26 protein-coding genes and 1 riboswitch are annotated in these 23,853 nt (G+C 64.6%); of the genes, 12 read left to right on the top strand and 14 right to left on the bottom strand.

Translation table 11 applies throughout. From position 1 onward, the window contains the following. Nucleotides 1-115: 115 nt before the first annotated feature. The 3 genes from BT122_RS06425 (at nucleotide 116) to BT122_RS06435 (ending at nucleotide 3,504) form a co-directional block, all read left to right on the top strand. Nucleotides 116-1,240 carry a sensor histidine kinase gene (locus tag BT122_RS06425; RefSeq protein WP_083432356.1) on the top strand — a complete coding sequence of 375 codons (1,125 nt, stop codon included), beginning with the start codon at nucleotides 116-118 and terminating at the stop codon, nucleotides 1,238-1,240. Beyond that, a complete protein-coding gene (locus BT122_RS06430; protein ID WP_286130327.1) occupies nucleotides 1,237-1,935 on the top strand; it encodes a response regulator in 699 nt (232 codons plus the stop codon). Before BT122_RS06425 ends, BT122_RS06430 begins: the two co-directional genes overlap by 4 nt. Before the next feature lie 195 nt (nucleotides 1,936-2,130). Next, entirely contained in the window at nucleotides 2,131-3,504 is a 1,374-nt protein-coding gene (locus BT122_RS06435) for an ATP-binding protein (protein WP_072355149.1), read from the top strand. Between the two features lie 240 nt (nucleotides 3,505-3,744). Here the strand turns inward: BT122_RS06435 and BT122_RS06440 are convergent, their stop codons facing one another. Next, nucleotides 3,745-4,158 (bottom strand): ATP-binding cassette domain-containing protein, encoded by a 414-nt coding sequence (locus BT122_RS06440; protein WP_286130332.1) that lies wholly within the window; start codon nucleotides 4,156-4,158, stop codon nucleotides 3,745-3,747. 337 nt (nucleotides 4,159-4,495) lie between these two features. Next, nucleotides 4,496-5,428 (bottom strand): carbon-nitrogen hydrolase family protein, encoded by a 933-nt coding sequence (locus BT122_RS06445; protein ID WP_072355150.1) that lies wholly within the window; start codon nucleotides 5,426-5,428, stop codon nucleotides 4,496-4,498. Nucleotides 5,429-5,620: 192 nt separating this feature from the next. On the opposite strand from BT122_RS06445, the gene BT122_RS06450 reads away from it, so the two are divergent. From BT122_RS06450 to BT122_RS06470, 5 genes are all read left to right on the top strand, one after another. Then, nucleotides 5,621-6,394, top strand: a complete 774-nt coding sequence (locus BT122_RS06450; protein WP_072355151.1) for a dioxygenase family protein — start codon at nucleotides 5,621-5,623, stop codon at nucleotides 6,392-6,394. A 204-nt stretch (nucleotides 6,395-6,598) separates the two neighbouring features. Beyond that, nucleotides 6,599-6,943: a hypothetical protein gene (locus BT122_RS06455; protein ID WP_286130328.1), complete on the top strand. Its 345-nt coding sequence runs from the start codon at nucleotides 6,599-6,601 to the stop codon at nucleotides 6,941-6,943. A gap of 145 nt (nucleotides 6,944-7,088) precedes the next feature. After that, nucleotides 7,089-7,283 carry a hypothetical protein gene (locus BT122_RS06460; RefSeq protein ID WP_072355153.1) on the top strand — a complete coding sequence of 65 codons (195 nt, stop codon included), beginning with the start codon at nucleotides 7,089-7,091 and terminating at the stop codon, nucleotides 7,281-7,283. Between the two features lie 48 nt (nucleotides 7,284-7,331). After that, entirely contained in the window at nucleotides 7,332-7,946 is a 615-nt protein-coding gene (gene pcp / locus BT122_RS06465) for a pyroglutamyl-peptidase I (RefSeq protein WP_072355154.1), read from the top strand. 72 nt (nucleotides 7,947-8,018) lie between these two features. Further along, entirely contained in the window at nucleotides 8,019-8,966 is a 948-nt protein-coding gene (locus tag BT122_RS06470) for an L-lactate dehydrogenase (protein WP_072355155.1), read from the top strand. A gap of 294 nt (nucleotides 8,967-9,260) precedes the next feature. Here the strand turns inward: BT122_RS06470 and BT122_RS06475 are convergent, their stop codons facing one another. The 4 genes from BT122_RS06475 to BT122_RS06490 form a co-directional block, all read right to left on the bottom strand. Continuing rightward, the gene (locus BT122_RS06475) at nucleotides 9,261-10,007 is read right to left on the bottom strand and encodes an energy-coupling factor transporter transmembrane component T family protein (RefSeq protein ID WP_072355156.1); all 747 of its coding nucleotides are present in this window, start codon (nucleotides 10,005-10,007) and stop codon (nucleotides 9,261-9,263) included. Then, nucleotides 10,000-11,820, bottom strand: coding sequence for an ABC transporter ATP-binding protein (locus BT122_RS06480; protein ID WP_072355157.1), 1,821 nt, complete (start codon nucleotides 11,818-11,820; stop codon nucleotides 10,000-10,002). The genes BT122_RS06475 and BT122_RS06480 overlap by 8 nt, the downstream gene beginning before the upstream one ends. 139 nt (nucleotides 11,821-11,959) lie before the next feature. Further along, complete coding sequence (locus BT122_RS06485) at nucleotides 11,960-12,517, bottom strand: tryptophan transporter (protein ID WP_072355158.1); 558 nt, start codon at nucleotides 12,515-12,517, stop codon at nucleotides 11,960-11,962. Nucleotides 12,518-12,574: 57 nt separating this feature from the next. After that, on the bottom strand, nucleotides 12,575-13,147 hold the full coding sequence (locus BT122_RS06490; RefSeq protein WP_072355159.1) for a hypothetical protein: 573 nt from the start codon (nucleotides 13,145-13,147) through the stop codon (nucleotides 12,575-12,577). A 383-nt stretch (nucleotides 13,148-13,530) separates the two neighbouring features. Beyond that, nucleotides 13,531-13,605, top strand: a riboswitch (Fluoride riboswitch). 36 nt (nucleotides 13,606-13,641) lie between these two features. Between BT122_RS06490 and crcB the strand changes: the two genes are divergently transcribed. The 4 genes from crcB (at nucleotide 13,642) to BT122_RS06510 (ending at nucleotide 17,788) form a co-directional block, all read left to right on the top strand. Continuing rightward, entirely contained in the window at nucleotides 13,642-14,022 is a 381-nt protein-coding gene (gene crcB, locus BT122_RS06495; RefSeq protein WP_072355160.1) for a fluoride efflux transporter CrcB, read from the top strand. 877 nt (nucleotides 14,023-14,899) lie between these two features. Further along, on the top strand, nucleotides 14,900-15,424 hold the full coding sequence (locus BT122_RS06500; protein ID WP_072355161.1) for a nitroreductase: 525 nt from the start codon (nucleotides 14,900-14,902) through the stop codon (nucleotides 15,422-15,424). 64 nt (nucleotides 15,425-15,488) lie between these two features. Then, on the top strand, nucleotides 15,489-16,211 hold the full coding sequence (locus BT122_RS06505; protein WP_072355162.1) for an MBL fold metallo-hydrolase: 723 nt from the start codon (nucleotides 15,489-15,491) through the stop codon (nucleotides 16,209-16,211). 161 nt (nucleotides 16,212-16,372) lie between these two features. Beyond that, nucleotides 16,373-17,788 carry a DHA2 family efflux MFS transporter permease subunit gene (locus BT122_RS06510; protein WP_072355163.1) on the top strand — a complete coding sequence of 472 codons (1,416 nt, stop codon included), beginning with the start codon at nucleotides 16,373-16,375 and terminating at the stop codon, nucleotides 17,786-17,788. 2 nt (nucleotides 17,789-17,790) lie between these two features. On the opposite strand, the gene BT122_RS06515 is transcribed toward BT122_RS06510, so the two are convergent. The 8 genes from BT122_RS06515 to BT122_RS06550 form a co-directional block, all read right to left on the bottom strand. Then, entirely contained in the window at nucleotides 17,791-18,531 is a 741-nt protein-coding gene (locus BT122_RS06515; RefSeq protein ID WP_072355164.1) for an alpha/beta hydrolase, read from the bottom strand. Nucleotides 18,532-18,558: 27 nt separating this feature from the next. Then, nucleotides 18,559-18,882, bottom strand: a complete 324-nt coding sequence (locus tag BT122_RS06520; RefSeq protein WP_072355165.1) for an AzlD domain-containing protein — start codon at nucleotides 18,880-18,882, stop codon at nucleotides 18,559-18,561. Beyond that, nucleotides 18,879-19,604 carry an AzlC family ABC transporter permease gene (locus BT122_RS06525; RefSeq protein WP_143189995.1) on the bottom strand — a complete coding sequence of 242 codons (726 nt, stop codon included), beginning with the start codon at nucleotides 19,602-19,604 and terminating at the stop codon, nucleotides 18,879-18,881. Before BT122_RS06525 ends, BT122_RS06520 begins: the two co-directional genes overlap by 4 nt. Nucleotides 19,605-20,647: 1,043 nt before the next feature. Next, entirely contained in the window at nucleotides 20,648-21,442 is a 795-nt protein-coding gene (locus BT122_RS06530; protein WP_072355167.1) for an SDR family NAD(P)-dependent oxidoreductase, read from the bottom strand. Between the two features lie 41 nt (nucleotides 21,443-21,483). Next, entirely contained in the window at nucleotides 21,484-22,359 is an 876-nt protein-coding gene (locus BT122_RS06535) for an SIR2 family NAD-dependent protein deacylase (RefSeq protein WP_072355168.1), read from the bottom strand. After that, complete coding sequence (locus tag BT122_RS06540) at nucleotides 22,304-23,104, bottom strand: protein-ADP-ribose hydrolase (RefSeq protein WP_072355169.1); 801 nt, start codon at nucleotides 23,102-23,104, stop codon at nucleotides 22,304-22,306. Before BT122_RS06540 ends, BT122_RS06535 begins: the two co-directional genes overlap by 56 nt. Before the next feature lie 196 nt (nucleotides 23,105-23,300). Beyond that, the gene (locus BT122_RS06545) at nucleotides 23,301-23,579 is read right to left on the bottom strand and encodes a DUF4160 domain-containing protein (RefSeq protein ID WP_072355170.1); all 279 of its coding nucleotides are present in this window, start codon (nucleotides 23,577-23,579) and stop codon (nucleotides 23,301-23,303) included. Further along, complete coding sequence (locus BT122_RS06550; RefSeq protein ID WP_072355171.1) at nucleotides 23,563-23,835, bottom strand: hypothetical protein; 273 nt, start codon at nucleotides 23,833-23,835, stop codon at nucleotides 23,563-23,565. Before BT122_RS06550 ends, BT122_RS06545 begins: the two co-directional genes overlap by 17 nt. Between the last annotated feature and the right edge of the window lie 18 nt (nucleotides 23,836-23,853).

A 23,853-nucleotide genomic window follows, 5' to 3' on the forward strand; every position in this document is an offset into this window, starting at 1 on the left:
GGAACAGTGTCGCGCGGTGTGCGTCGGGCGGGAAGTGAGCGGAGTCACCGGTTGCACCGGTTGGGCGTGACAAATGTCATGGCTTTGCCCGACTGTCGGCGGGAGGGGCGGAGAATTGCGTGGCGTCCGTATAATTGCGGCTATGGAGAGAATTGCCGACAAGTGCGTGGTGCTTCTCGCCTGCCTGGCCCTTGTGGTGCTGGACGGCGAGGTGGATGCCGTGCGCGTGGTGGCGCTGCTCGCCGCCGTGGGCGCGAGCGCCGGCTTCGAGCTTGCGCACGGGCGCCGGGCGGGAGCTGCCGAGGCCTTGTGCTGCGTTGCGTGCGCGCTTGCCGCGCTGGTGCCGGACGCGTGGGTGGCGTTGCCGCTTGCCTGCTACGACCTGCCCCGCCTTCGTTCGCGCTGGGCGCTGGCGCTGGCGCCGTGCTGCGTTGTGTGGGCGTGGGCTGCTGGCGTGCCTGCCGGTGCGGCGGTGGTGCTTCTCGCCCTGGTGGCCTGCTCGATGGCGCTCTCGCGGCGTTGCGGTCGCGCCGTTGGACTTGAACGCCAGCTCCACGCCCTGCAGGACGACCTTCAGGACAAGGTCATCGACCTGCGCGAGAAGAACCGCGAGCTTGAAGACGCGCGCGCCTACGAGTCCCACGCCGCCGCGCTGGCCGAGCGCACGCGCATCGCGCGCGAGATCCACGACTCAGTGGGACACCAGCTCACCCGTCTGGTGCTGGAGGTCGAGGCCCTCAAGGTGGTGCATCGCGACGACGCTGCAGCCGTCCGCGAGCTGGGCGAGCTCTCGGACGGCCTGAGCGAGGCGCTCACCTCCATGCGCGCGAGTGTCCACGCGCTGGAGGACTCGGCCGTCGACGTGGGTGTGGAGCTCAACCGGCTGGCCGGCCAGAGCGGCATCGCGCACGTGGACGTGGACTGTGGGCTTGAGGGCGCGCCGCCCGCCGAGGTGAGTCGCTGCCTTGTCGCCGTGACGCGCGAGGCGCTCACGAACGCGGCCCGTCATGCGCGCGCCAGCTACGCGACGGTGCGGGTTACGGGACTGCCGGGCCTCTGGCAGCTGCGCGTCGAGAATGACGGTGACGTGCCGGCGGACGCCGCTGGCCTCGAGGGGCGCGGCATGGGGCTGCGCGGCATGCGCGAGCGCGTGGAGGGCCTTGGCGGAACGCTTCTGGTGGGTTCGGACGGACAGCGCTTCTCGGTGTTTGCGTCCATTCCCAGGAAGGGGCAGGCATGAGTGACGGTATGAGGGCAGATGCGGCCGCAGGCATGAGCGACAGCACGAGGGCGGACGCGGCTGCAGGCATGAGGGTCATCGTGGTGGACGACGACGCCATTGTGGTGCGCTCGCTGGCGACCATCCTCGGCGCGGAGCCGGACGTCGAGGTGGTGGGAACGGGTACCAGCGGGGAGGAGGCCGTCTCGCTCTACTCGTCCTGCTCGCCTGACGTGGCACTCATGGACATCCAGATGCCGGGCGGTGACGGCCTGAGCGCTGCGGAGAAGATCCTTGCCGCCGATCCTGCGGCGCGCGTGGTCTTCCTCACCACGTTCTCCGACGACGACTACATCGTGCGGGCGCTGCGTCTGGGGGCGCGTGGTTACCTCATCAAGCAGGACGTGGCGACCATCGCGCCGGCGCTGCGGTCCGTGATGGCAGGGCAGAGCGTGCTCGAGGGCGAGGTGCTGGCGAGGGCCGCCGCGCTCTCGGCCGATGGTACGCGGCCGCGGCGAGGGGAGCCCGAGATGTGCGGCCTCACCGAGCGCGAGCGCGAGGTGGTGCGCGCCATTGCCGACGGGATGAGCAACGCGGAGGTTGCTGCCGCGCTCTACATGAGCGAGGGCACGGTGCGCAATCACATCTCGGCCATTCTCGCCAAGCTGGGTCTGCGCAACCGCACCCAGATCGCGGTGTACTACTACCGTGCGTGATGGGATTGATTTACCGGGCAATGGGATTGATTTGCCGGGCAATGGGATTCCATTGCCCGGCAACTGAATCCCGCTGCATTCTCGCGTGACGCCGGAGGGTACGTTCTGGCAGCGGCCGCTTCTCACTTCTCGTCAGCAAGACGAAGTCTTCTGATAAACTTCTCTTCAATGAAGAGAAGTATCTAAGGAGCAGCGATGTCGCTAACGAATCGGGACTACGCAGCGCTCGTGCGAGAGGCAAGGGAGTTTGCCTTTCCAAAGGTAGTCGAGCGACAGGAAATCGTGGGCGCGCTTCCCAAGCCGGCTCCGTTCAACCTCGTGCACATCATCACGGGAATCCGCAGATGCGGGAAGACGTTCTTTGCCTTCCAACTCATCAATGGACTTCTCGCCAGCGGGGTCCAAAGGGATCGCGTCTTCTACTTCAACTTTGCCGACGATCGCCTGCGGCCCGCCCCTCCAACCCTGCTCAACGACGTAATCGAGGAGTACTGGCGCCAGGTGCCCGCCGCGCGCAGCGAGGGGTGCTATCTCTTCCTCGACGAGGTTCAGGAGGCAGACGACTGGCAGGGATTCTGCCAGCGCGTGGCGGAGCGCGAGAAGGTAACCCTGGTCATTACGGGCTCCTCCTCAAAGCTGTCGGCGGACGAGATCGCCTCAGGGTTCCGGGGACGCTCCCTGGAACATCCAATGCACCCCCTCTCGTTCAGGGAGTTCTGCGCGTTCCAGGGCATCCAAACGCCAAGCGCAGACGAGCTAAGGGATACGGGTGCCGTCTCGCCGCAGATGAGGACGGCACTTGAGTCTGCCTACGACCAGTTTCTTGTCATCGGCTGCTTCCCGGGGGTCCAGCGGATGGAGCCAGAGGGAAGGATTGCCCTCCTACAGGCGTACGTGCGCGACGTCGTTGTGCGTGACGTGGTCGAGCGCTACGGGCGGGTTGGCATTGCCCTGGCAAACCAGGTGGCTCTCTTCTGCCTGAGAAACACCGGTTGCGAGCTCTCGGTCAATCGGCTGGTGGAGGCCCTGAGAGAGGTTGGATACAAAACCTCGTGGGAAACGGTCAACGAGACGGTTCGCCTCTTCTGCCAGGCGCATCTTCTGTCGCTTCTGCCCGAGCATTCCACGTCGCTCTCGCCTGACTCCACGGCCATTCAGAAAGTGTATGCGGCGGATGCCGGTATGACGTACGCCTGCTCGCGGGCCAATCAACAGGATGTGGGAAAGCGCCTTGAGACGGCGGTCTTTGCCGAGCTGGGCCGAAGGACGCGGGGCGGCAGGGCGGAGACGGTCACCTCGTTTACCGCCCCAACCGCACGGCGTGAGAAGGTCGACTTCCTTGTGGGGGACGTCCTCGCTTCCTCTCCTTGCGAGCTTATCCAGGTGACGGCGGGCATGGAGATCCCCAAGACACGGCGGCGGGAGCTTGGGTCTCTTGAGGTTGCAATGGGGCGCACCGGCATGCCCAACGGCGTTGTGATTACGCTCAGGGAGGATGGCGAGGCAGTGCTGGAATCCGGACGGCGCGTGCGAATTGTTCCCGCATGGAAGTGGAGCCTCGAGGCGTAGCCCCTTCTCGCGCTGTGGTACAGCGAGGCGTGCCCCCTGGCGTACGGTGACGCCGGAGAGCACGTTTTGGCAGCTGGCGAGTACCGAAAGTGCCTTTCAGGCGCAGATTTGACGCCCGAGCGCGGGTTTTGGACGGGATTCCGTACGAAACCTTCGCTCGGGCGCCGTTTTCTCGCCTGAGGGCGAGTTTTGGCAGCCGACACGTGCGAGAAGTGCTTCTCGTGCGCCAGCGCTTCCGCCCTACTTCTGTGCGCCCACGACCATACGGTGGAAGCGCCTAAAGCCAAAGCCGCCCATCAGCGCGATGGCCGCGACCATGCCGATCACGCTCCACTCCAGCGTGGGGACCAGGGCCTTGGGCTCGGGGGAGGTACCCTTGGCCACGATCTGCCCATGGTTCACGATTACCATGTGGCGTGCCAGGCGCTCGGGCTCCTCCATGTAGTGTGTGGTGAGGAAGATGGTGGTTCCGGCCTCCCGGTTGAGGTTGAGCATCTCGCGCCAGAGGATCTCGCGGTAGTTGGGGTCAAGGCCGGTGGTGGGCTCGTCCAGGAAGAGGATCTTGGGCGCGTGCATCATGGCGCGGGCGATTTTGAGGCGCTGGGCAATGCCGCCCGAATAGCTGCGCATGTAGTCGTTCTGGCGGTCCGCCAGGCCAAACTATGAGAGAGGCCCTAGGCGGGAGAGGAGGACGGGCGTTCTCGGCGGCACCTCATGACGCCGGAGGGCACATTCCCGCAGCGATAGCGGACGAAAGCCCTGCTCCGGCGTCATTTCGGCACCGATGGGCGCATCTCGTACGGAATCCCGTCGGAACCCTTTGCTCCGGCGTCATTTCGGTGCCGATGGGCGCATCTCGTACTCACCCGCTGCAAGAATGCGCCCTCCGGCGAGAAAATGTCGCCCGAGAGCCTATTTCTGGCGGCGGGATTAATTTGCCCGGCAATGGAATCCCGTTGCCGGGCAACTTCAATCCCACGCTGCCGCCCCGCTAGATGTCGTTCACCTCAAGTCGCACGGCATCGGGGCGCGCGTAGTGTCCCACGGGGTCAAACTCCCACTTCGAGGCTGGCACTTGCTGCATGTCGAGCGTGGCGTAGAGGATGCCGTCGGTGTCCCAGAGCGGCTCCGCGCCGGGCACCGGGTGTCCAAACGGGTCGACCACGCTCGACCCGCCGCGATACACCACCTCGGGCAGGCGCGCTATCTCGGGCGATGCGAGAAGGTCCGCAGGGTAGTCGTCGCGCAGCAGGTATGGCGCGCAGTTCACCACAAAGCAGCGGCCCTCGATGGCGATGTGCTCGACCGTCGCCTGCCACTCGGGGTTTCCGTTGGTGTTGGGGGCCAGATAGATGGCCACGCCCTTCTGGTACAGCGCCGCGCGCGCCAGCGGCATGTAGTTCTCCCAGCAGATGAGCGTGCCCATGGGACCCCACGGCGTCTGGCTCACGGGGAAGTAGTGGTCCTGCGCGTCGCCCCACACCAGGCGCTCGGCGCCGGTGGGCTTGAGCTTGTGGTGCCACGCGTCGAGGCGCCCGTCTGGCGCAAAGACCAGGTTGGTGTTGTAGAGCGTGCCGGACGTGGCGTCGCGCTCGGAGACGCCCACGCTCACCCATGCGCTCGTCTCGCGCGCCGCGGCGGCCAGCGCCTTGGTCTCGGGACCGCCCACCACAACCGAGCCGTCGTAGTAGCGCTTCCACAGCTCCTTGCTGCCGGGCTCGCGCGCTCCAACCACAAAACCAAAGGTCAGACCATGCGGATAGCCGGGGATGAGAAGCTCCGGCAGCACCACGAGGTCGCTGGGGTGCTCCTCTGCCACGCGCTGGATTGCCTCGATAGCCCCGGCCAGACAGGCGTCTCGGTCGAACGGCCTTGGGTGCGACTGCACCACGGCAATCTTGCAGGTGTCCTGGATGCCTCTCATCGGTGCCTCCGTACGGGGGTGGGGTATATAGCGGGCCTTATTGTAGTTCCGAGAACCGTGTCTTGCCAGAGCGCAAGCACGGCGTATCCCTTGGTATGCCAAAAGATACCTCTTGCATAGCATTTATCGGCGTGTAGTATGGGTGGCAGATGATTGGTATAAAGAAGATACCTAGTAGCGATGGAGGACAATATGGCAGACAAGAGGCAGATGGCAGTGTTCGTGGGTCACGGCGATCCCATGATGGCGCTCCGCGACGACGAGGTGGCGCACGGCCTGCGCGCGATGGGCGAGAAGGTCCTGGCAGACGCGCCGCGCGCGATTCTCGCCGTCTCGGCGCACTGGTTCACGCGCGGCACGCTGGTGCAGAGCGACCCCACGCCGCGCCAGGTGAACGACATGTACGGCTTCCCGCCGGAGCTCTACGCAATCAAGTATCGCCCCGCTGGCAACGCGGGCCTCACGGCGCGCGTGCAGGAGCTTCTCGGCAGCGACGTCATGGTGGACGACACCTGGGGCATCGACCACGGTGTGTGGACCCCGCTCTACCACATGCTGCCTGCGGCCAACGTGCCCGTGGTGGAGCTCTCGGTGAACGCGCTTGGCGACGCGCGCTACGCCTACGACCTGGGCCGACGCCTGGCCCCTTTGCGCGACGAGGGCTTTGTGGTGCTGGGAAGCGGCAATGTGGTGCACAACCTGCGCGAGGTCGAGTGGGACAACCCCGCAGGCACCAAGGCCTGTGACGAGTTTGACGCTGCGGTGCGCTCGGCCGTGGAGGCGCGCGACGACGAGAAGGTCATCAACTACCAGCAGCTGCCGCATGCGGCATACGCCGTGCCCACGCCCGATCACTACCTGCCGCTGCTCACGGTGCTCGGAGCGTCCGAGGGCGAGAAGCCTGAGGTCTTCAATGACGTACGCAACCTCGGCGCGATATCGATGACCAGCTACGCATTTGCGTGACGCGCTGCCGAGAGGTGCCTCAGATTTGAGCGACGAATGTGGGACGGTGCGATACAGGTTTGGACCCGAATCTGTATCCCGCGCAGGTCGCTACAGATTCGGGCAACGAATGTGTGGCAAGTCGATACACATTCGCAGCCGAATCTGTATCGCTTACGACACTCTAACCAGCGAGGATCCGCGGAACCGAGGCCCTTACGTTACATGCCAAGCCGCATGGTTACAGCGCTGGAAAGGGGGCATGCCGTTGCTGGCTATAATCATGATCAAGCCAATCGTTATGCCCATCGAATGGAGGCGATTGCCGTGATGCATCCCTATCTCACGTTTGATGACGGAACCGAAGTTGTACATTCTGACCTGATTCATGAGGACGGCATCGATAAAGTTCTGGTTCATTTCGAGAGGCCCACGGAGAGCGGCTTTGACTCCATAAGGTGCGAGTTGCCTTTGTATACCTGGACTCCATGGGAAGGCAGTTTCTCTAAGGATGAGTTGGCTTTCTTCGATGAGTTCGTTCATTCGAACGCCGCTCTGCTCTACTGCTAGGGCGCCATTTCTCGACCGCACGGAGTTCCTTTCCGTGCTCCATGCCTTCCATCCCTGAGCCTCTTATTTATGTCGTGTCCGTCGGGTATAGTCGAGAAAACCGAGGCAGAGGCTTCGGCGCGTTGCTTCAGGACGGGAGGTTGCCATGGCACGCTACACCGACGAAGAGCTGGAAGAGGCATACGAGCAGTACCGCAGGGGAGAGCTTGACTTTGAGGAGTACAAGCGCATGTGCGACGAGGCAGACCGTGAGGAGGCAGAGGAGAACTACCGCCGCAAGGCCGCTGGCAAGCACGGCTGGAAGCCCTTTGTCGGCGTGGGAATAACCTTCAAGCCCTAGTGCGTTCCAGGGGGGCGCTTCTCGCCAAGTCAAAGGAGGTCAACGCGCATGGAGAAAATCTTGGTCACGGGCTTCGAGCCCTTTGGTGGCGAGCAAACAAACCCCTCGTGGGAGGTGGTAAAGGCGCTCCCGCAGGTCATCGCAGGCCATGCGGTGGTGCGCGAGCGCATTCCCGTGTCCTTCCACCGTGGGCCCGCCGCGGTCCTTGCAGCAATCCAGCGCGAGAACCCCTCCATTGTGCTCTGCGTAGGACAGGCGGGCGGCCGCGCCAAGGTGACGCCGGAGTTCGTGGGCATCAACTACGCGGACGCACGCATCCCCGATAACGACGGCGAGCAGCCCCAGGCAACGCGCCTCCTGGCAGGCGCGCCGGACGCACGCTTCTCGACGCTGCCCGTTCGTGCGATGGCACAGGCGATGGTCGACGCCGGCGTGCCTGCCGCCGTCTCGTACTCCGCGGGGACCTACGTTTGCAATGCGGTGCTCTTCTCGGTGCTCAATGCGCTCGCGGCATCCCAGTCTACGGCGCGTGCCGGCTTTGTGCACGTTCCCAACTCGCCCGAGCAGGCATGCCATCTGGCCAAGGCAACTCCCAGCATGCCGGTTGCGCTCATGCTGCAAGGAATCGTGAGCGGTCTTGAGTGCGCCTGCTCGTGGGGCTAGGCTCGTCGCGTGGCGCTGGCCCCTGGCATTGCCCGGCAGCCCAAGCGTCCGCGAGCCAGAAAGGGGAACCACATGAGCTTCAAGGACACCAAAGTCGTTATCGTAGGCGCTGGCAAGGTGGGGTCCACTACCGCGTTCAGCATCATCAACCAGGGGCTTTGCGGTGACGTGTGCCTCATCGACGTGAACCACGAGCACGCGGTGGGCGAGGCGCTCGACATGCGTGACTCGGTCTTCTTCATGAACCGCAACGTCAACGTGCACGCCGGCGACTACAGCGAGTGTGCAGACGCAGACATTGTCATTGTCACCGCGGCGGCACCCATGCCCAAGGACTCCAACGACCGCCTCGAGATGCTCAAGCCCAGCCTTGGTGTGGTGCGCTCGGTGGTCGAGCAGGTCATGGCGTCGGGCTTTGACGGCATCTTCCTGGTGGTATCGAACCCCGTTGACGTGATGAGCTACTACACCTGGAAAGTCTCTGGCCTGCCGCACGAGCGCGTGATTGGTTCCGGTACCTTCCTCGACTCCGCGCGACTGTGCCGCGCGCTGTCCGACATGTACGATCTAGCATCCAACAGTGTCGAGGCATTCGTGCTAGGCGAGCACGGCGACTCGGAGATCGTCTCGTGGAACAGCGCGACCATCGGCGGCAAGCGCGTGGACGACGTCCTGCGCGACAACGCCTCGCGCACGCGCGGTGTCACCCGCGACGAGCTGCGCAAGCGCACGGTGCAGGCCGGCTGGGACATCTTTAGCCGCAAGGGAAACACCTGCTACGGCATTGCGTCGAGCACGGCGTCCATCGCCAAGTCGATCCTCTTCGACGAGAACCGAATCATGCCTGTCTCGGTGTACCTCGACGGGCAGTATGGCATCCACGACACGTTTATCTCGGTGCCAACGATCGTCGACAGCACGGGCGCCAAGGAGATCGTGGAGATCGACCTGCTGCCTGAGGAGCTTGAGGCGCTGAGAAAGTCCGCCGATATGCTCCACGGCCTGGACGAGAAGCTCTAGGGGCTTCTTTCGGCGGCGTGAAGAAAACCCTCCCTCCGGCGAGAATCTGGCGCCGGAGGGAGAGTTTTATACGTTGTAGCTGCGGAAACGTGCCTTTGGGCGTCAAAACGGCGCCCAAGCGAGGGTTTTAGACGGGATTCCGTACGAGATGCGCCTTCGGGCGTCAATTTGACGCCCGAAGGGGAGTTTTAGTCGCTGTAGCTGCGGATACTGGCCTTCCGGCGCCGCCGAACCCCCGCGCCGCCGAACCCCCGCGCCGCCGGACCCGCGCGCCACCGCGTCGCCCCGCTGCCCCTACAGCAGCGCGCCGGCAACCACCAGCGCAGCGCACGCAACCAGCACTACCACATCGCGTCCCACCATGGGGTAGCGCTTGTAGCTGCTCTCGCGCGTGCGCAGGTAGAAGCCGCGCTGCTCGGCGGCAAGCGCCGTCGCATCGGTCTTTCCCACCGAGCTCACCAGCAGTGGCACGCACAGCGGCAGCATGAGCTGCAGCTTGCGGATGGGGTTCTTGGTGTCGTACTCAACGCCACGCGCGGTCTGCGCCTCCATGATCGCGTTCATCTCTTGACTGAACACGGGCACAAAGCGCAGCGCCGTGGTGAACGTGAACGCGTAGCGATACGGAATGTGCAGCACCTCGACGCAGGCGTTTGCCAGGTCGTTGAGCTTGGTCACGCTCAGCATGAGGATGAGCGGCAGCGCCACGCCCATCAGGCGCAGGCATGCCTTGCTGCCCGTGACCAGGCCCTCCGTGGTCATCCACGCAAACACTGGCTCGCCGCCGCGCACAAACGCCGTCTGCAGCAGAAGCATCACCACCGCAAGCGGCACAAGCAGCTTGAGCAGCGAGACCAGCTTGGACGTGGCATGCGCGTAGGCGCCCAGCGCAAAGGTGAGGACGAGAAGCCCCAGCAGCATGGGGTAGGTGTCGGCCAGGAAAATCGCAATGATGATTGCCGCGGCAATGCCTAGCTTGGTCACGGGGTTCAGCCGATGCAGCAGGGTGTCTCCCGGCACGTAGTCGATCACGTTAACCACGGCGAACCATCTCCTCGGTGAGGTCGACTATGCCAGAGACCTGGCTGATTCCGGCAAACTCGGGCGAAAGATCGCGTGCGAGAACCTCGGACAGCTCGATGACCTGCGGCGCCCTCACGCTTGCCTCCTGCATGAGCTTGGCGTTGGAGAACATCTCGAGTGTGCCGCCGCGGTCGAGGATGCGCCCGTTTGCCATGACCACGATCCTTTCGGCAAAGTCCGAGACGACCTCCATGTCGTGGCAGACCATGATTACGGCACAGCCGCGCTCGGCCATCTTGCTTACCGTGTCCATTACGGTCATGCACTCGCGGTAGTCAAGGCCGCTCGTAGGCTCGTCGAGAAGCACCACCTCCGGCTCCATCACCACCACGGATGCCAGTGCCACCATTTGCCGCTGGCCGCGCGAGAGCGAGAAGGGCGCCTCGTCTGCGGGCAGCCCAAAGTGCTCGATCACCGCGCTGGCACGCTCGCGCGCGTCCTTCTCGTCCACGCCCTGGAGCGTGAGGCCAAACGCGACCTCCTCGAGCACGGTGTCCTTGCACAGCTGGTAGTCCGGGTTCTGGAAGAGGGTCGCGCAGTGCGCGGCAATCGCGCTGGTGGGAACCTCGTGCGTGTCGAGGCCGGCCATCCGCACGGTGCCCGACGCGGGACGCAGCAGGCCGTTGAGTAGCTTGGTAAGCGTGGTCTTGCCGGCGCCGTTCTGGCCCACAATGCCCACGACCTCGCCGGGATACACCCGCATGTCCAGGTGGTCCACGGAAGCCGTTCCGCCCGGGTACGTAAAGCTCACGTCCTCAAGGCTCACCACGGGCTGAGCGCCCTCGGCGTGCGGGCGCGGCGTGGCTACGTGCTTGGAGCCCGCGCGGAAGCCCGCCTCGCGTGCTCCCTCCTCGGCGCTTGCCACGTGGCAGCTCGTCTTTGACGCGGGCTGCACCAGGCCAGATATGACCTCCGCCGCCTCGGACACGGTGAGGCACGGTGCGCCGGAAACCAGGCCGTCCTTTGCAAGCGAGTTGTACACGCGTGCCACGCGCGGACTGTCGACGCCAATGCGCCGCAGCTCGTCGCCGTGCGAGAAGACCTCGCGCGGCGTGCCGTCCAGCACCAGCGACCCCTTGCTCATAACCAGGATGCGGTCGCAGTACTCCGAGAGCAGCGCCACCTTCTGCTCGATGACAACCACGGTGACGCCCTCCTCGCGGACCTTTCGCAGCGTCTCGAAGACGAGGGTCGAGGACGCGGGGTCGAGCGCGGCGGTGGGCTCGTCGAGTACCAGCACGCGCGGGCGCATGGCGAGAATGGCGGCGATGGCCACCTTCTGCTTCTGTCCGCCCGAGAGCGTGGCTATCTCGCGGTCGCGCAGGTTGGAGATGCCCACGGTCTCGAGCGTCTGGGCAACGCGCTCCTCGATCTGGTCGTGGGGGACGCCAAAGTTCTCGAGGCCAAAGAGCATCTCGTCCTCGACCACCGAGGCCACCATCTGTGTGTCGATGTCCTGCAGGACGCTGCCCACCACCTGCGAGATGTCGGTGAGCGTGACGTCGCAGGTGTCGTGCCCGTCCACCAGCGTGGCGCCGTAGAGCGCGCCGCGGTAGTGGTGGGGGATGGCGCCCGACATTACGGACGCGAGCGTGGACTTTCCGGCGCCCGAGGGGCCAATCACGCCCACGAACTCGCCCGCGCCGATGCTCAGCGACACGTCGCGCAGCGCGGCGTCCTCGCTGTTCTCGGCGCCTCCCTCGGCCGGTGCGTCGTAGGAGAACGTGATGTGGCTCATCTCGATGATGGGCTTTTCTTCCCGTGCGGTCATAAGAGCCTTTCGTGAGACAGAGGGACAGTCCCCTTGTCTCATATCAATGCTGGAGTGGGGGCAAGGAGCGTCCCTGCCCCATGCGTGAGGCAAAGGGACTGTCCCTTTGCCTCACGCGCGGTTCACTATCGTAGACGAACTACTTCTTGAGGACCTTCTTGAGGGGGAAGTAGAGCGCCTGCACCACGACGGCGTTGAAGACGGCGGTGCCCAGGACGAGGGGGATCTTGACGACCACGGTGCCAAGAGCCGCACCCATGATGAGCGTGCCGGCTACGGCGAAGAGCGCGCCGGAAACGAGCGTGGTCAAGAAGGCGGCGACAAGCGGGGTGATGTCGCGTCCGCCAACCTTGAGGGGACGGCGGATGAGGGCGGCCATCACCAGCGCGGCGACAAGCTCAGTCACAAAGTTGAGACCGGGGATGGACGTGGTGAGCTGGATGACGGCAGCGGAGACCAGGCCAAAGACTGCCGCCTGGCCAAAGCCGGCCCTGGAGAGCAGGATCGCCAGCGCGTAGGAGGCAATGATGAACTGCGGCTTGATGCCCACGATGGCAAGGGCGTTGCCCACGGTCAGGTTGAGGATGAAGCCGGCGGCGAGAAGGACGGCGAGAAGGACGAGGGAGGAGACGTCGGCCTTGCCGGAGCGCTCGGTGGTGGTGACGGTGCGTGCCTGGTTTGCGTTCTGCTCGGACATGGTGGGTTCCTTTCGGTTGCGCTGCTGACGGTGGGTGAGGCTGCGGGCGGGTGGGTGCTATGCGTTGACCTTGAGGGCCTTGCATACGGGGACGTAGAGCGCCTGGACGAGAATGGCGTTGAAGACGGCGGTCGCAAAGACCACGGGGAGCATGGCGGCGGCGAGTTCCTGGGCGGCGCCGACCATGGCGATGCGGATGATCATGAAGATGACGCCAGAGACCACGGTGGTGACAAAGGTGCCAATGGCGGGGACGAACTTCTTGGCGCCTCCGCGCATGCCGGCGCTCACGATGACGGCCATGAGCATGGCGGCCACGCCCTCGGCGGCAAAGTCGACGAAGGGCGAGGTGGTGGTGATCTGGATCACGGCGGCGGAGATGAGGCCGATGACCAGCGCCTGGGCGACGTTGGGTCGCACTACCAGGATGGTGAGGCAGAAGGCCGAGATGATGAACTCGGGGCTGATGAGTCCGCCGGAGACGCTGGAGATGGCCTTGCCCACGGTGAAGTTGAGGATGAACCCGGCGGCGAGGAGCACGGCGAGAAGCACGAGGGCGCGGACGTCCAGCTTGCCGTGATCCTCGGAGGTGACGGTGCGGGCCTGCTTGGTGTTGGTGTTCTCGGACATGGTTGGTTCCTTTCTGGTTGTGGCGCTTGGTGTGGTTTGGAATTGCTCGTAGGGTGTGCTGGAACAAGAAAGAGGGCCCCCGGTCAAACCGGGAGCCCTCTTAAGTCGCGAATGTATGGCGCGAGAGACTCACGATCGACCGACCGCTTGCGAATCGCGCCACCACCAGTTCATGGACGTACGTGCGACGTTCGTGGCGATGCGGTTCATCTCTGCGCTCCTCTCGTGAATCCTGCCGCGTGGGCGGCTCGTGCTCGTTGGCGCACACTTTACGCCCGTTACGTCCGCCACCGCAACCCCCATTTTTGTTAAGCCTTGGTAACGCGGAGCCGAAGTCGCATGGCGTAGGCGAGAAGGACGGGCATCCGCCTGCTGTGCTACGCTGCCGGCTGGGGAATGAGGCCTCCCCGGCGGGCGTGCCCGCCAAACCGCATGGTGCTGATGGCTTCTGCGTTGGGCGGAACCTCGCCCGTCTCGTCTGGAAGGTCGCGACCATGCCTGTGCTGTTTGACTGCCTTGCCGTCTGCGCTGGGGGAGCGCTCGGCTCGCTTCTCCGCTACCTCATCTCGCTTGCGCCGTTCAAGAGCGTCGGGGATGCGGGGTTCCCGCTGGCGACACTTCTCACGAACGTTGTCGGCGCGTTTGTGATTGGGCTTATCGTTGCCACCGTTGCCGCAGGCCACGAGCTTGACTCGCGGCTCGTCCTCTTCCTCAAGGTGGGCCTTTGCGGCGGCTTCACCACGTTCTCCACGTTTGCGCTGGAAAGCGTTGGCTTGGTGCAGCGCGGCGAGCCGCTGATTGCTGTGGTGTACGTAATGCTGAGCGCCGGCCTGGGCATGGGTGCAGTGCTTCTCGCCCAGCAAGTGGCTGCGTAAGCGCCGGCTGAGGGGGGTCGCTTGGCCCCTGCGAGGGCTTGCCTAGCCCTCCGAGAGCTTGCCCCTCTCCGCGAGGCTCGTTGGCGCGTATTGCCGGTTGGTGGCAGTTTTTCGAGGGTACCTCAAGTACAAGACGGTTCAATGTTTGTTCAACCGCAGGTCAGAGAATTGACACTTGTAGGCACTCATATCAAACGTTTTCCACAAACTGCCACGAACCGGAGACTTGGACATACGAGCTTCCCAAGCGGTGCCCGGGGGCCTTCTCGGCCTGCCCGTGATCCTGCTTGGTCCGTCTTTTGGGCAATGCCCCTGGCTTGCGTAGTTACCGTAATGCCCCGGCTTGCGTAGTTTATCGCCATTTCTTAAAACCGATACGCGACAACTGGGCAAACGTAAGCGACGATTAAGAAATGGCGATAATCTACGTGGGGAGAGGGCGAGACGGCCCCCGTGACGGCCCCCGAGGCGGCCCCCGTGACGGCTCCGGGAGGCTCGCTATGGCAGCCGGTGCACAGAACCCTCGCTCCGGCGAGAAAACGGCGCCCGAAGGTGGGTTTCAGACGGGATTCCGTACGAACTCCCTTTTCCGGCGTCATTTCCTCTCCGGAGGGCGTATCTCGTACGGAATCCCGTCGGCAGCCTGTGCTCCGGCGTCATTTCCTCGCCGGAGGGGGCGTTTCCGCAGTGCTGGCGTATGAAATGTGACCGCCCTCGCGGACACCCATTACCGGCTGCAAGCGCAGTTACCGGCGGCAAGCGCTGTTACCGGCGGCAAGTGCTGTTCTGATATCCCAGACAACGGTTTGGGAAGAAAATGGTGAAGCGAGACCTGCCACCGGGTGGGCCGAGCGTTTCCAACTGCATTGGAGGAGCCATGAACGAGGTCGAGAAGTGCATCCGTGAGCGCCGTAGCACCCCACGGTTCAAGCAGGTTCCCGTCGCGCGCGAGCTTGTCGAGCGCGTCATCGAGGCTGGCCTTTGGGCGCCGTCTGGCATGGGCAAGCAGTCGCCCATCATCGTGGCGGTGACCAACCGCAAGCTGCACGACGAGCTGGCCGAGGAGAACCGCCGCATCATGGGCGCACCCGAGAGCATGGACCCGTTCTACGGCGCACCCGTCGTCCTCGTGGTTCTCGCCCCCGCTGCCATGCCCACGCGCGTGTACGACGGCTCGGCGACCATCGAGAATATGCTGCTCGCGGCGCAGTCACTTGGCCTGGGCGGCCACTGGATTCACCGCGCCAAGGAGGAGTTCGAGGAGCCCCGCTACAAGGAGCTGCTGGCAAGCCTTGGTGTGGAGGGCGACTACGAGGGCATTGGCCACGTGGTCATCGGCTACCCCGACGCCGAGAAGCCTCAGCCCGCGCGTAAGGACGGCCGCGTCTTCTGGGCGGAGTAACCGTCTAGAATCGCATCGCGTCCCGTCCTCGTTTCTGGCGGGACGCCCCAACGGAGGAGGTCTCATGCGCGTCACGCACATCTACCACAGCGGCTTTGCGGTCGAGCTCTCGGCCTGCACGCTGCTCTTCGACTGGTACACGGGTGAGCTTCCCCAGCTTCGCCACGGCCTGCCGCTCGTCGTGTTTGTCTCGCACGAGCACCACGACCACTACGGTCAGTGCATCTGGCCGCTTCGCGAGCAGTTCCCCAACGTGAGCTACGTGCTGGACAAGGATGTCGCCGCTAACGCGCCGACGGATGCCCGCGTGACCGCCGTCGAGCCGCACATGGCCTACGAGCTGCAGCTGCCTGCCGCGTCCGGCCCCGACCCTACTACGCTCCGCGTCCAGACCCTCGAGTCCAACGACGAGGGCGTGGCGTTTCTCGTCCGTGCGTGCGGCACCACGATCTACTTCTCCGGTGACCTCAACTCCTGGCAGTGGGCGCGCCCTGCCGAGCAGAACGCGGCGTCCGAGAAGTTCTTCCGCACAGAGTTGGAGCGCATTGCTCACGGCCCCGTTGACCTGGCGTTTGTTCCAATCGATCCGCGCCTCGAGGACCCGACGGCAGGAATCGCCGCATTCATGGACGTCGTCGGCACCCATGCGCTCTTCCCCATGCACTACTGGGGCAGGGCCGAGGAGGCTCGCGCGCTCATGGCGGATCCTCGCCTGGCACCCTATGCAGGCATTACGCACTTCGAGGACGTTTGCGAGCTGCCAGACCCACCGAAGCCCACGGCCTAGCGCCTCGCGTGGGCGCGCTGCCCGCAGCCCCGCGCTCCGCGTCCGCCCCCAGCCCTGCGCGAAACTGAAAGCGCGATTCCCGCGTATTGGCTATAGTGCCTGTGTCCCGTGCGGAACCAGAGACATTTCCGCCGCGACCAGCCAATCACGGGAGTCGCACCATGAAGGAAAGCACCACCACAAACGGCTTCGAGCGCGTGCTCGACGCACGTCTCGTCCTGTCTGTCATCGCCGCCGGCATCATGTCGTTCTCCGGCGTCACCGTCGAGACCGCCATGAACGTCACGTTCCCCTCGCTCATGGCCGAGTTCAACATCACCACCTCGACCGTCCAGTGGATGACCACGTCCTACCTGCTGGTTCTTGCCACGGTGGTGCCCACGTCGTCCTACCTCAACCGGCGCTTCCGCACCCGCAGCGTCTTTATCGCGGCCATGGCCTTCTACATCGCTGGCATCGTGTGCGGCTTCACCGCAATCTCGTTCCCCATGCTGCTGTGCGGCCGCATCCTCGAGGGCGTGGGCACCGGCATCGCGCTCCCGCTCATGTTCAACATCATCACCGAGCAGGCGCCCAAGAAGAACATGGGCGTCATGATGGGCATCGGCACGCTGGTCACGGCCATGGCGCCGGCGGTTGGCCCCTCCGTGGGCGGCTGGCTTGCCGAGAACTTCGGCTGGCGCATGATCTTCGCGGCGCTCCTGCCTGTGCTCGGCGTAGCCTTTGTCCTGGGAGTTCTTTCCATCCGCCAGAGCCACGAGGTCACGCGCGACCCCTTCGACGTCCCCGGCTGGCTGGCCATCGCCGCGTCCTTCGCCACGCTGGTCTTCGCCGTCGACCTGGGCTCCAGCCTTGGCTGGACAAGCCCCGCCGAGCTCTCTCTGCTGGCGGCGTTCGCGGTGCTTCTCGTCCTCTTCGTGCGGCGAGAAGGGCGAGCGGACCATCCGCTCATCTCCCTTGCCGTCTTCTCTCGGCACCGCTTTGTGATGGGTGTGGTTGCCCTTGTCTGCCTGCAGTTTGTTGTGCTGGGGCTGTCGTTTCTCATCCCCAACTACTCGCAGCTTGTGATGGGCACCGGCGAGACCGAGGCCGGATCCATCCTGCTGCCCGGCTGCGTGGTGGGCGCCTGCATGGCGCCGCTTTCTGGCCAGATTCTCGACCGCTTTGGGCCGAGAAGGCCCATCCTCGTGGGCGCCGCCTGTGCGCTTCTCGGCACGGCACTCTTCGCCGCGCTCTCGCAGAGCCTGCCCACCGCGCCCGCCATCGCCATCTACGTATGCTTCGCCTTTGGCCAGAGCCTCATGGTGGGCAACACCATGACCGAGTCGCTCTCGTTTCTGCCCCCAGCCATCAAGGCCGACGGCAACGCGGTTATCAACACGCTGCAGCAGCTTGCAGGCGCGATAGGCACCAGCGTGGTGACGGCCATCGTCAATGCGGCGCAGGTGGGGGCCACCAACATGGCCTGGGCGACCATGGTTGGCACGCGCGAGGCGTACCTGCTCCTGGCGTGCGTGGCCGTGGTGCCGCTGGCGTCGATGGCGTGGGTCACCGCGCGTCCGGCACAGGCGGCCTAGGCCTAGGCTACCGGCACGTCGCTCGCGCCCCCGTCCTCCAGCAGCCAGCGGATGCCGCGCGTGGTGCGCAGGTCCTCGTCGGTGAAGTGGTTTCCGGGATTGAGCTCAAACCGCGTGTCTACGCCAGACCGCTCGAACCTCTCCTCCACCTGCTGCGTGTCCTCAAGGACGCTCCGCATAGCGCGGTTGCGTGTGCGCGGCTCGGCGTCCCCAAGCGAGAAGTACGCACGCCGCACGCAGGACTTGGGCCCGTTACCAGCGACGTATTTTACAAAGTCCGGGTACCACAGCGAGCCCGACACGCTGGCGACACGCTCGAAGAGGCTGCATTGCGTTACCGCCCACGCGGCAAAGAGCCCCGCCAGCGAGTAGCCCGCAAGAGCCGAGAAGGACGGCGCCATGCCGTGCTGGGCGAGAAGGGCCTCGGCATCTGGCAGTATCGCCCGGCCGAGAAGCTCGAGCTGCGTTCCGGCAAGGCCCTCATAGGGCCTGCCACCTCGAAACGTGGGCGGGGCCGGCCACGGGGTGAGGTCGTTGTCCCAGCTCTTGGGCTCTATCGCCACGAGGGTCATGGGCGGCATGCCGCCTTCGCCAAGGCGCTGCCACACGTCTGCCCCGTCAGCCTCAAACACGTGCAGGTAGACCACGGGAACGCGGGCCACGTGCTCGTCTCCGCTCGCAGCCGGTTCCGTCGCTCGAAGGGTGACCTTCTCGCCCTCGACCTCGAAGCTCTGCTCGACCATGCTCCCGCCTCCTGCCTTCCGGTGCCGCTAGACCAGCGAGAGCAGCACGTATGCCGCGACTCCCGCCACGCAGCACCATAGCATCGAGCGGGTGCGCCACGCCACGAGCACCACCACGCCTGCAGCAACAAGCGGCATGAGCCCCGTCCAAGCCCCGGCGTCGAACATGGTGGGGGAGAGCAGGTCGTTCGCGACCAGGGCAGCAAATGCGGCGGGCGGGATGTAGCCCAGCGCCTCCACCACGCGCGGCGAGAGGGGCCGTCCGCGCAGGGCAACCACGGGCACCACGCGGCAGGCGAGAATGAACGCAAACGAGGTGAGCCAAAGCACCAGGAACTGAGAGGTGCTCATCGCCCGTCACCTCCCGGGCGGCCGCAGCTGCCCCGCCGAGGCACGATCCCCGACGCCATCCCCGCGGCCACGCCCACAAGCGCTGCGAGCGGCACGGCCACGCCGCCCAGCCCGTTCCACTTGCAGAGCGCAACGGTCGCGGCTGCTCCCAGCGCTGCGCACGCGGTGCCGCGCGCATGGGGCTGCGCGTAGAGCAGGTAGACAAAGAGCGAGGTCATCGCAAAGCCGGCGATGGCGGTGGGGATGTCGACCACGGAACCCAGCGCGGCACCGGCCGCGCACGAGGCCGCCCAGGTGAGCTGCACGCACACGTTGAGGCCCAGCGCATGGCTCGCGGTCCACGCCTCGCCCGAGGTCAGGCGCGAGAGCGTGATCCCATAGGCCTCCTCGGTGTAGCAGCAGGCAATCGCCAGGGACTGCCTGCGCCCAAAGCGCCTGAGGTGCGGCGCGAGCGACGCCGAGTAGAGCGCAAAGCGCGTGGAGATGGCCGCCACCGAGGCGATGATCGAGAACAGCGGCGTCCCGGCCAGCCACAGGTTGCTCATCATGAACTGCCCGCCGCCAGAGAGGAACGAGAACCCCAGAACAAAGTTCATGAGCGGCGTCATGCCTGCCTTGGCGGCCAGCACACCGCAGGGCAGCCCCACGGCAACGTAGGAGAGCATGACCGGCCACGCGGCCGCCAGGACCTCCCGGGCGGTTGTCTTTGTCCCCTCTTGCACTAAGGCTCCTGTTTTGTTCCGAGCAGTTGGGTTGCCATAGTACACCCGCTTGCAGACGGGGGCTTTCAGGTTCGCCGGAGCATTGGGGCAGAAGTGTGGTACCTGGAACGGTGCTGCCTGGCGCTACGAGGGGTGGGTACCTTCTCGTCATCGGCCGGCGGTCGTGCCCCATTTGGGGCGGACACGGTAGTCCAGCTGCCGACCGTTCCGGAGGTGAGCGCGATGATCCTCTTCTTGATTGTTGTATTCCTGCTGGTAGCGCTAGCAGCGCGACTGTTCTGCGGACTCCTCTTTGGGGGCTTTGGTTGGGGTCGTCCCATGTGGGGTGGCTGGTTTGGTGGGCCTGGCATGTGGGGCGGTTGGGGTCGCGGGTGGGGCGATCCTGGCCCGCGAGGAGGCGGCATGAGGCCTGGCCCCGGCGGCCCTTATCGGCATGGTGGCCCTGGCGGCTTTGGTGGACCTCGGGGCGCGGGCGGCCCTGGCGGTGGACCGCGCTAAGACAGGAAGCTGTTCTCGCCGAGAAGCGACTCTCCTGTGCGAGAATGCAATGACCTTCTCTGCTGAAATGCGCCCTCCGGCGAGATAATGACGCCTGAACAGGGGTTTTAGACGGGATTCCGTACGAGATGCACCTTCCGGAGAAGAAATGACGCCGGAGCTGCGTTTATAGCGAGATTCCGTACGAGAGGGACCCTCCGGCGCCAGAATGACGCCGGGAGGAGGGCTTCCGACGGGATTGTATGAGAAGGCTTTCCGGCGTCGAAATGACGCCGGAGGGAAGGTTCCAACCGCCATGGCTGCGGAGATGATCCTTCCGGAGAGAAATCGACGCCGGAGCAGGGGCTTCCGACGGGATTCCGTACGAGATGCACCTTCCGGAGAATAAATGACGCCGGAGCTGCGGTAATAGCGGGATTCCGTACGAGAGGGACCCTCCGGCGCCAGAATGACGCCGGAGGGCGTGGTTCAGACGAAATGCCTGCAAAAACGTGCCCTCCGGCGTCACCGGAGGATGCGCCGGCATTTCGGGCTCGCACCCGCGTCTAAATCCTCCGCACGCCCTCCCAGATCCACATGATCACCGGCGCGGGGATGATCTTGTCGGCAACCCTCATGAGGAACCCCGTCACGCAGCAGGTGGCGATGGGGTAGTTCACGGCGTTGACCAGCATCGACCAGCGCACCACCCGACGCGCGCCCAGCACGGGGAAGGGGTGGCGCACCGTCTGGCCGTTGGCCGTCTGGCGCGCGACGTCGATGAACTCGGTCTTCACCCACAGCGGGCACACGGCCGTCACAGAGATGCCGCGTCCGCGCAGCTCAAAGCGGAGTGCCCGCGTGTAGCTGCGGACAAACGCCTTGCTCGCCGCATACACGTTGAGCCCCGGCAGCGGCTGGAACGAGGCGCTGGACGCAATCTGGATGATGCGCCCGCCGCGCTCCATGTGCGCAAGCGCCACCTGCGTCACGTCGACAAGCGCGCGGCAGTTGAGGTCGACCATCGTGTCGACCTCCTCGCAGGTCATGTCGGCGTAGGTGCCAAACTTCCCCAGGCCGGCCGCGTTGACGAGAAGGCCCACGGAGAACTTCTCGCCACGCGCTGTGTCTTGCGCCGCTGCCTCGTCGAGAAGTCCCTTGAGCTGCGTGATCGAGGACTTCTCCGTGAGGTCGAGAGGAACCAGCCGCACGGGAGTCGAAAGCTCCGACGCCAGCTTCTCTAGGCGCTCGCGTCTGCGAGCCACGGCCCAAATCTGGTCATAGTCGCCGTGGTCGCTCGCCCAGCGCGCGTACTCGCGGCCCAGGCCGCTCGACGCACCCGTGATCAACGCTATGCGCATGACGTTGCCTCCTTATGAGACAAAGGGACACTCCCCTTGTCTCATGCAAGCTTCGAGAGCACTTCCGCTGCGTTCCCATCGTACAACGCGGACCTCTCGGCGATGCGCGCCGGGGCAATCACGTCGCCGAGGTTGAGCTGCACGTAGCGAGCGTTGCGGTTCTCGGCCACCTGCTGCCAGAACGGGTGCTTGATGATGCCCGGCGTGTTTGCGCCAACGCCAATCTCCAGGTAGAGCACCTTGCCGTGGGCATGCCCTCGAACGAAGGCGTCGTAGCGGCGGGCAGCGGCGTGCCAGCCCTTGTCCTCCACAAAGCGGCCGTCCACCCTGAGGTTCATGGTCATGGGCTCGGCGCACACGGGGCAGCGCGGCACCAGCTCGGTGGGGATGCGAAGGTCCTTTTCGGCCTCTACCATCTGGCGCACGGCGTCGTAGTTGTCGTACGTGCGGCGATGGCAGGGGACCGAGCACTGGAAGAGGCCGTAGTCGCCCTGCGTGTAGAAGAGACGCTGCTTGTCGAAGCCCGCCCGCTGGAACTGGTGGTCTACGTTGGTCGTGAGGACAAAGTAATCTCGCCCGTCCACAATGCGCAGCAGGTCACGATACGCGTTGCCCACTGGCCCAACGTAGCGCTCGTGCCAGATGACGCGCGACCACCACGCCCACAGCTCCTCCGGAGTGTCGTAGGGATAGAAACCACCGGAGTACTCGTCCTGGAAGCCGTAGCGCTGGGCAAAGTCTCCGTAGAGGCGCTCGAAGCGCTCCCCGGTGTAGGCGAACTCTGGGCCGCAGGCAGCCGAGAGACCCGCGCCAGCACCCACAAGCACAGCATCGTTCTCGTCCAGCCAGGCCGCGATCTTCTCAGCGGCCTGCGAGGAGGTCTCGATAGATTTGCTCGTCCACTGGCTTAAAGACATTGAAGACCACCTTCATCTGGGACTGGTTGGGATGCTTGCGCCTGAAGCTGCGCACGGCTTGGATTGCCACCTCCGCTGCCTGGCGGTTTGGGTAGCGGAACTCGCCGGTGGAGATGCAGCAGAAGGCAACGCTTCGCAGGTCGTGCGTGGCGGCAAGCTCAAGGCAGGAGCGATAGCAGCTGGCGAGAAGCTCGCGGTCGTGCGCGTTCGGAACCCCCGTGGGGACGATTGGCCCCACGGTGTGGAGAACGTGCGCAGCCGGTAGGTTGAAGCCCGGAGTGAGCTTGGCCGTGCCGGCAGGCTCCTCGTTACCCTGCTCGTCCATGATGCGCTTGCAGGCAAGACGTAGCTGGATGCCGGCGTAGGTGTGGATGGCGTTGTCGATGCAGCGGTGGTTGGGGACAAAGCAGCCGAGCATCTGGCTGTTGGCGGCGTTCACGATGGCATCGGCGTCGAGCGTGGTAATGTCGCCGCGCCACACGGTGATGCCGTCTGTGTTGAAGGGGAGGGCTGCCACATGCGAGACGCCCCGATCTGCCAGGCGTTCCTTGAGGTAGGCGTCTTGGATGGCGAGAAGCTCGTCGCTCGCGGGTTCCGGCATGCGAACGTTCATGAGGGCGCGCAGCAGGTGGCGGCGGTCCTCGCACGAGGGCGGCATGGCGATGCGCCCGTCGACGGCGTATGCGCAGGCAGGGTCTTCTAGCAGTGCGTTTATGAGGTACTCGGGCCGCTCGTCTTGCGTCATGGCTGCCTCCCTAGCCGGGCGGGCACCGATGACAGCCCGCCGCTTCCACTGGTTCAAGTCTGTCGCGTTGAGAGCAGATAGGGAAGTACGCACTATAAAGTGGGCTGGTTACCGCGAGGGAACTGCTGGGAGGCGCGACGAGTTCTTGCGCGCACTATTGGCGAGTGAAGTCGCGCAGATAGCGAAATGCATCTGCCTAGCAGTAGAAGCGCACTTCGCCAAAGTACTCTTCCCACATAGCGATGATTTCCTCGCTCCTTGCCTCCACGATGCGCATGATATTTCGCAGAGTTTTGGGCGGAATTTTGGAGTTGTTGTTCGCGAGATAGGTCTTTCCGGATGCGGCAATCCAAATCTTGGTTGCGTTTTTCGTTGGCGCTCCCTCTGAGACGTGAACATGTATGGGTTCGAGCTGATCGCTTTCGTTCGCCCAGAAATAGACCCAGTAGGGGCCAATCCTAAAAACCTGAGGCATTCTCAAAGCCTCCGTTTGCAGCGAATTCAAGGATAAGGTTAGAAGTGGAGCGAACTATGTCCTTGAAGTAACGAAGCTCCTCCTCGGAAAAGCCGTCGTTGGCTTCCCAGGTGCCTTCGGGGAGCCAGCACGTCACATGATGAAATCCATCCCGAGCATCCGGCTTCTCGATATATACCTTCACGCGGCCATCTTTGTTCATGTCGGAATGAACAATCTCGGTATCATCATTGAGCGTCATGAATGGATACATCATTTGAAATCACCCTCTGGC

Source organism: Olsenella sp. kh2p3, assembly GCA_900119625.1.
Classification (GTDB): Bacteria; Actinomycetota; Coriobacteriia; order Coriobacteriales; family Atopobiaceae; genus Tractidigestivibacter.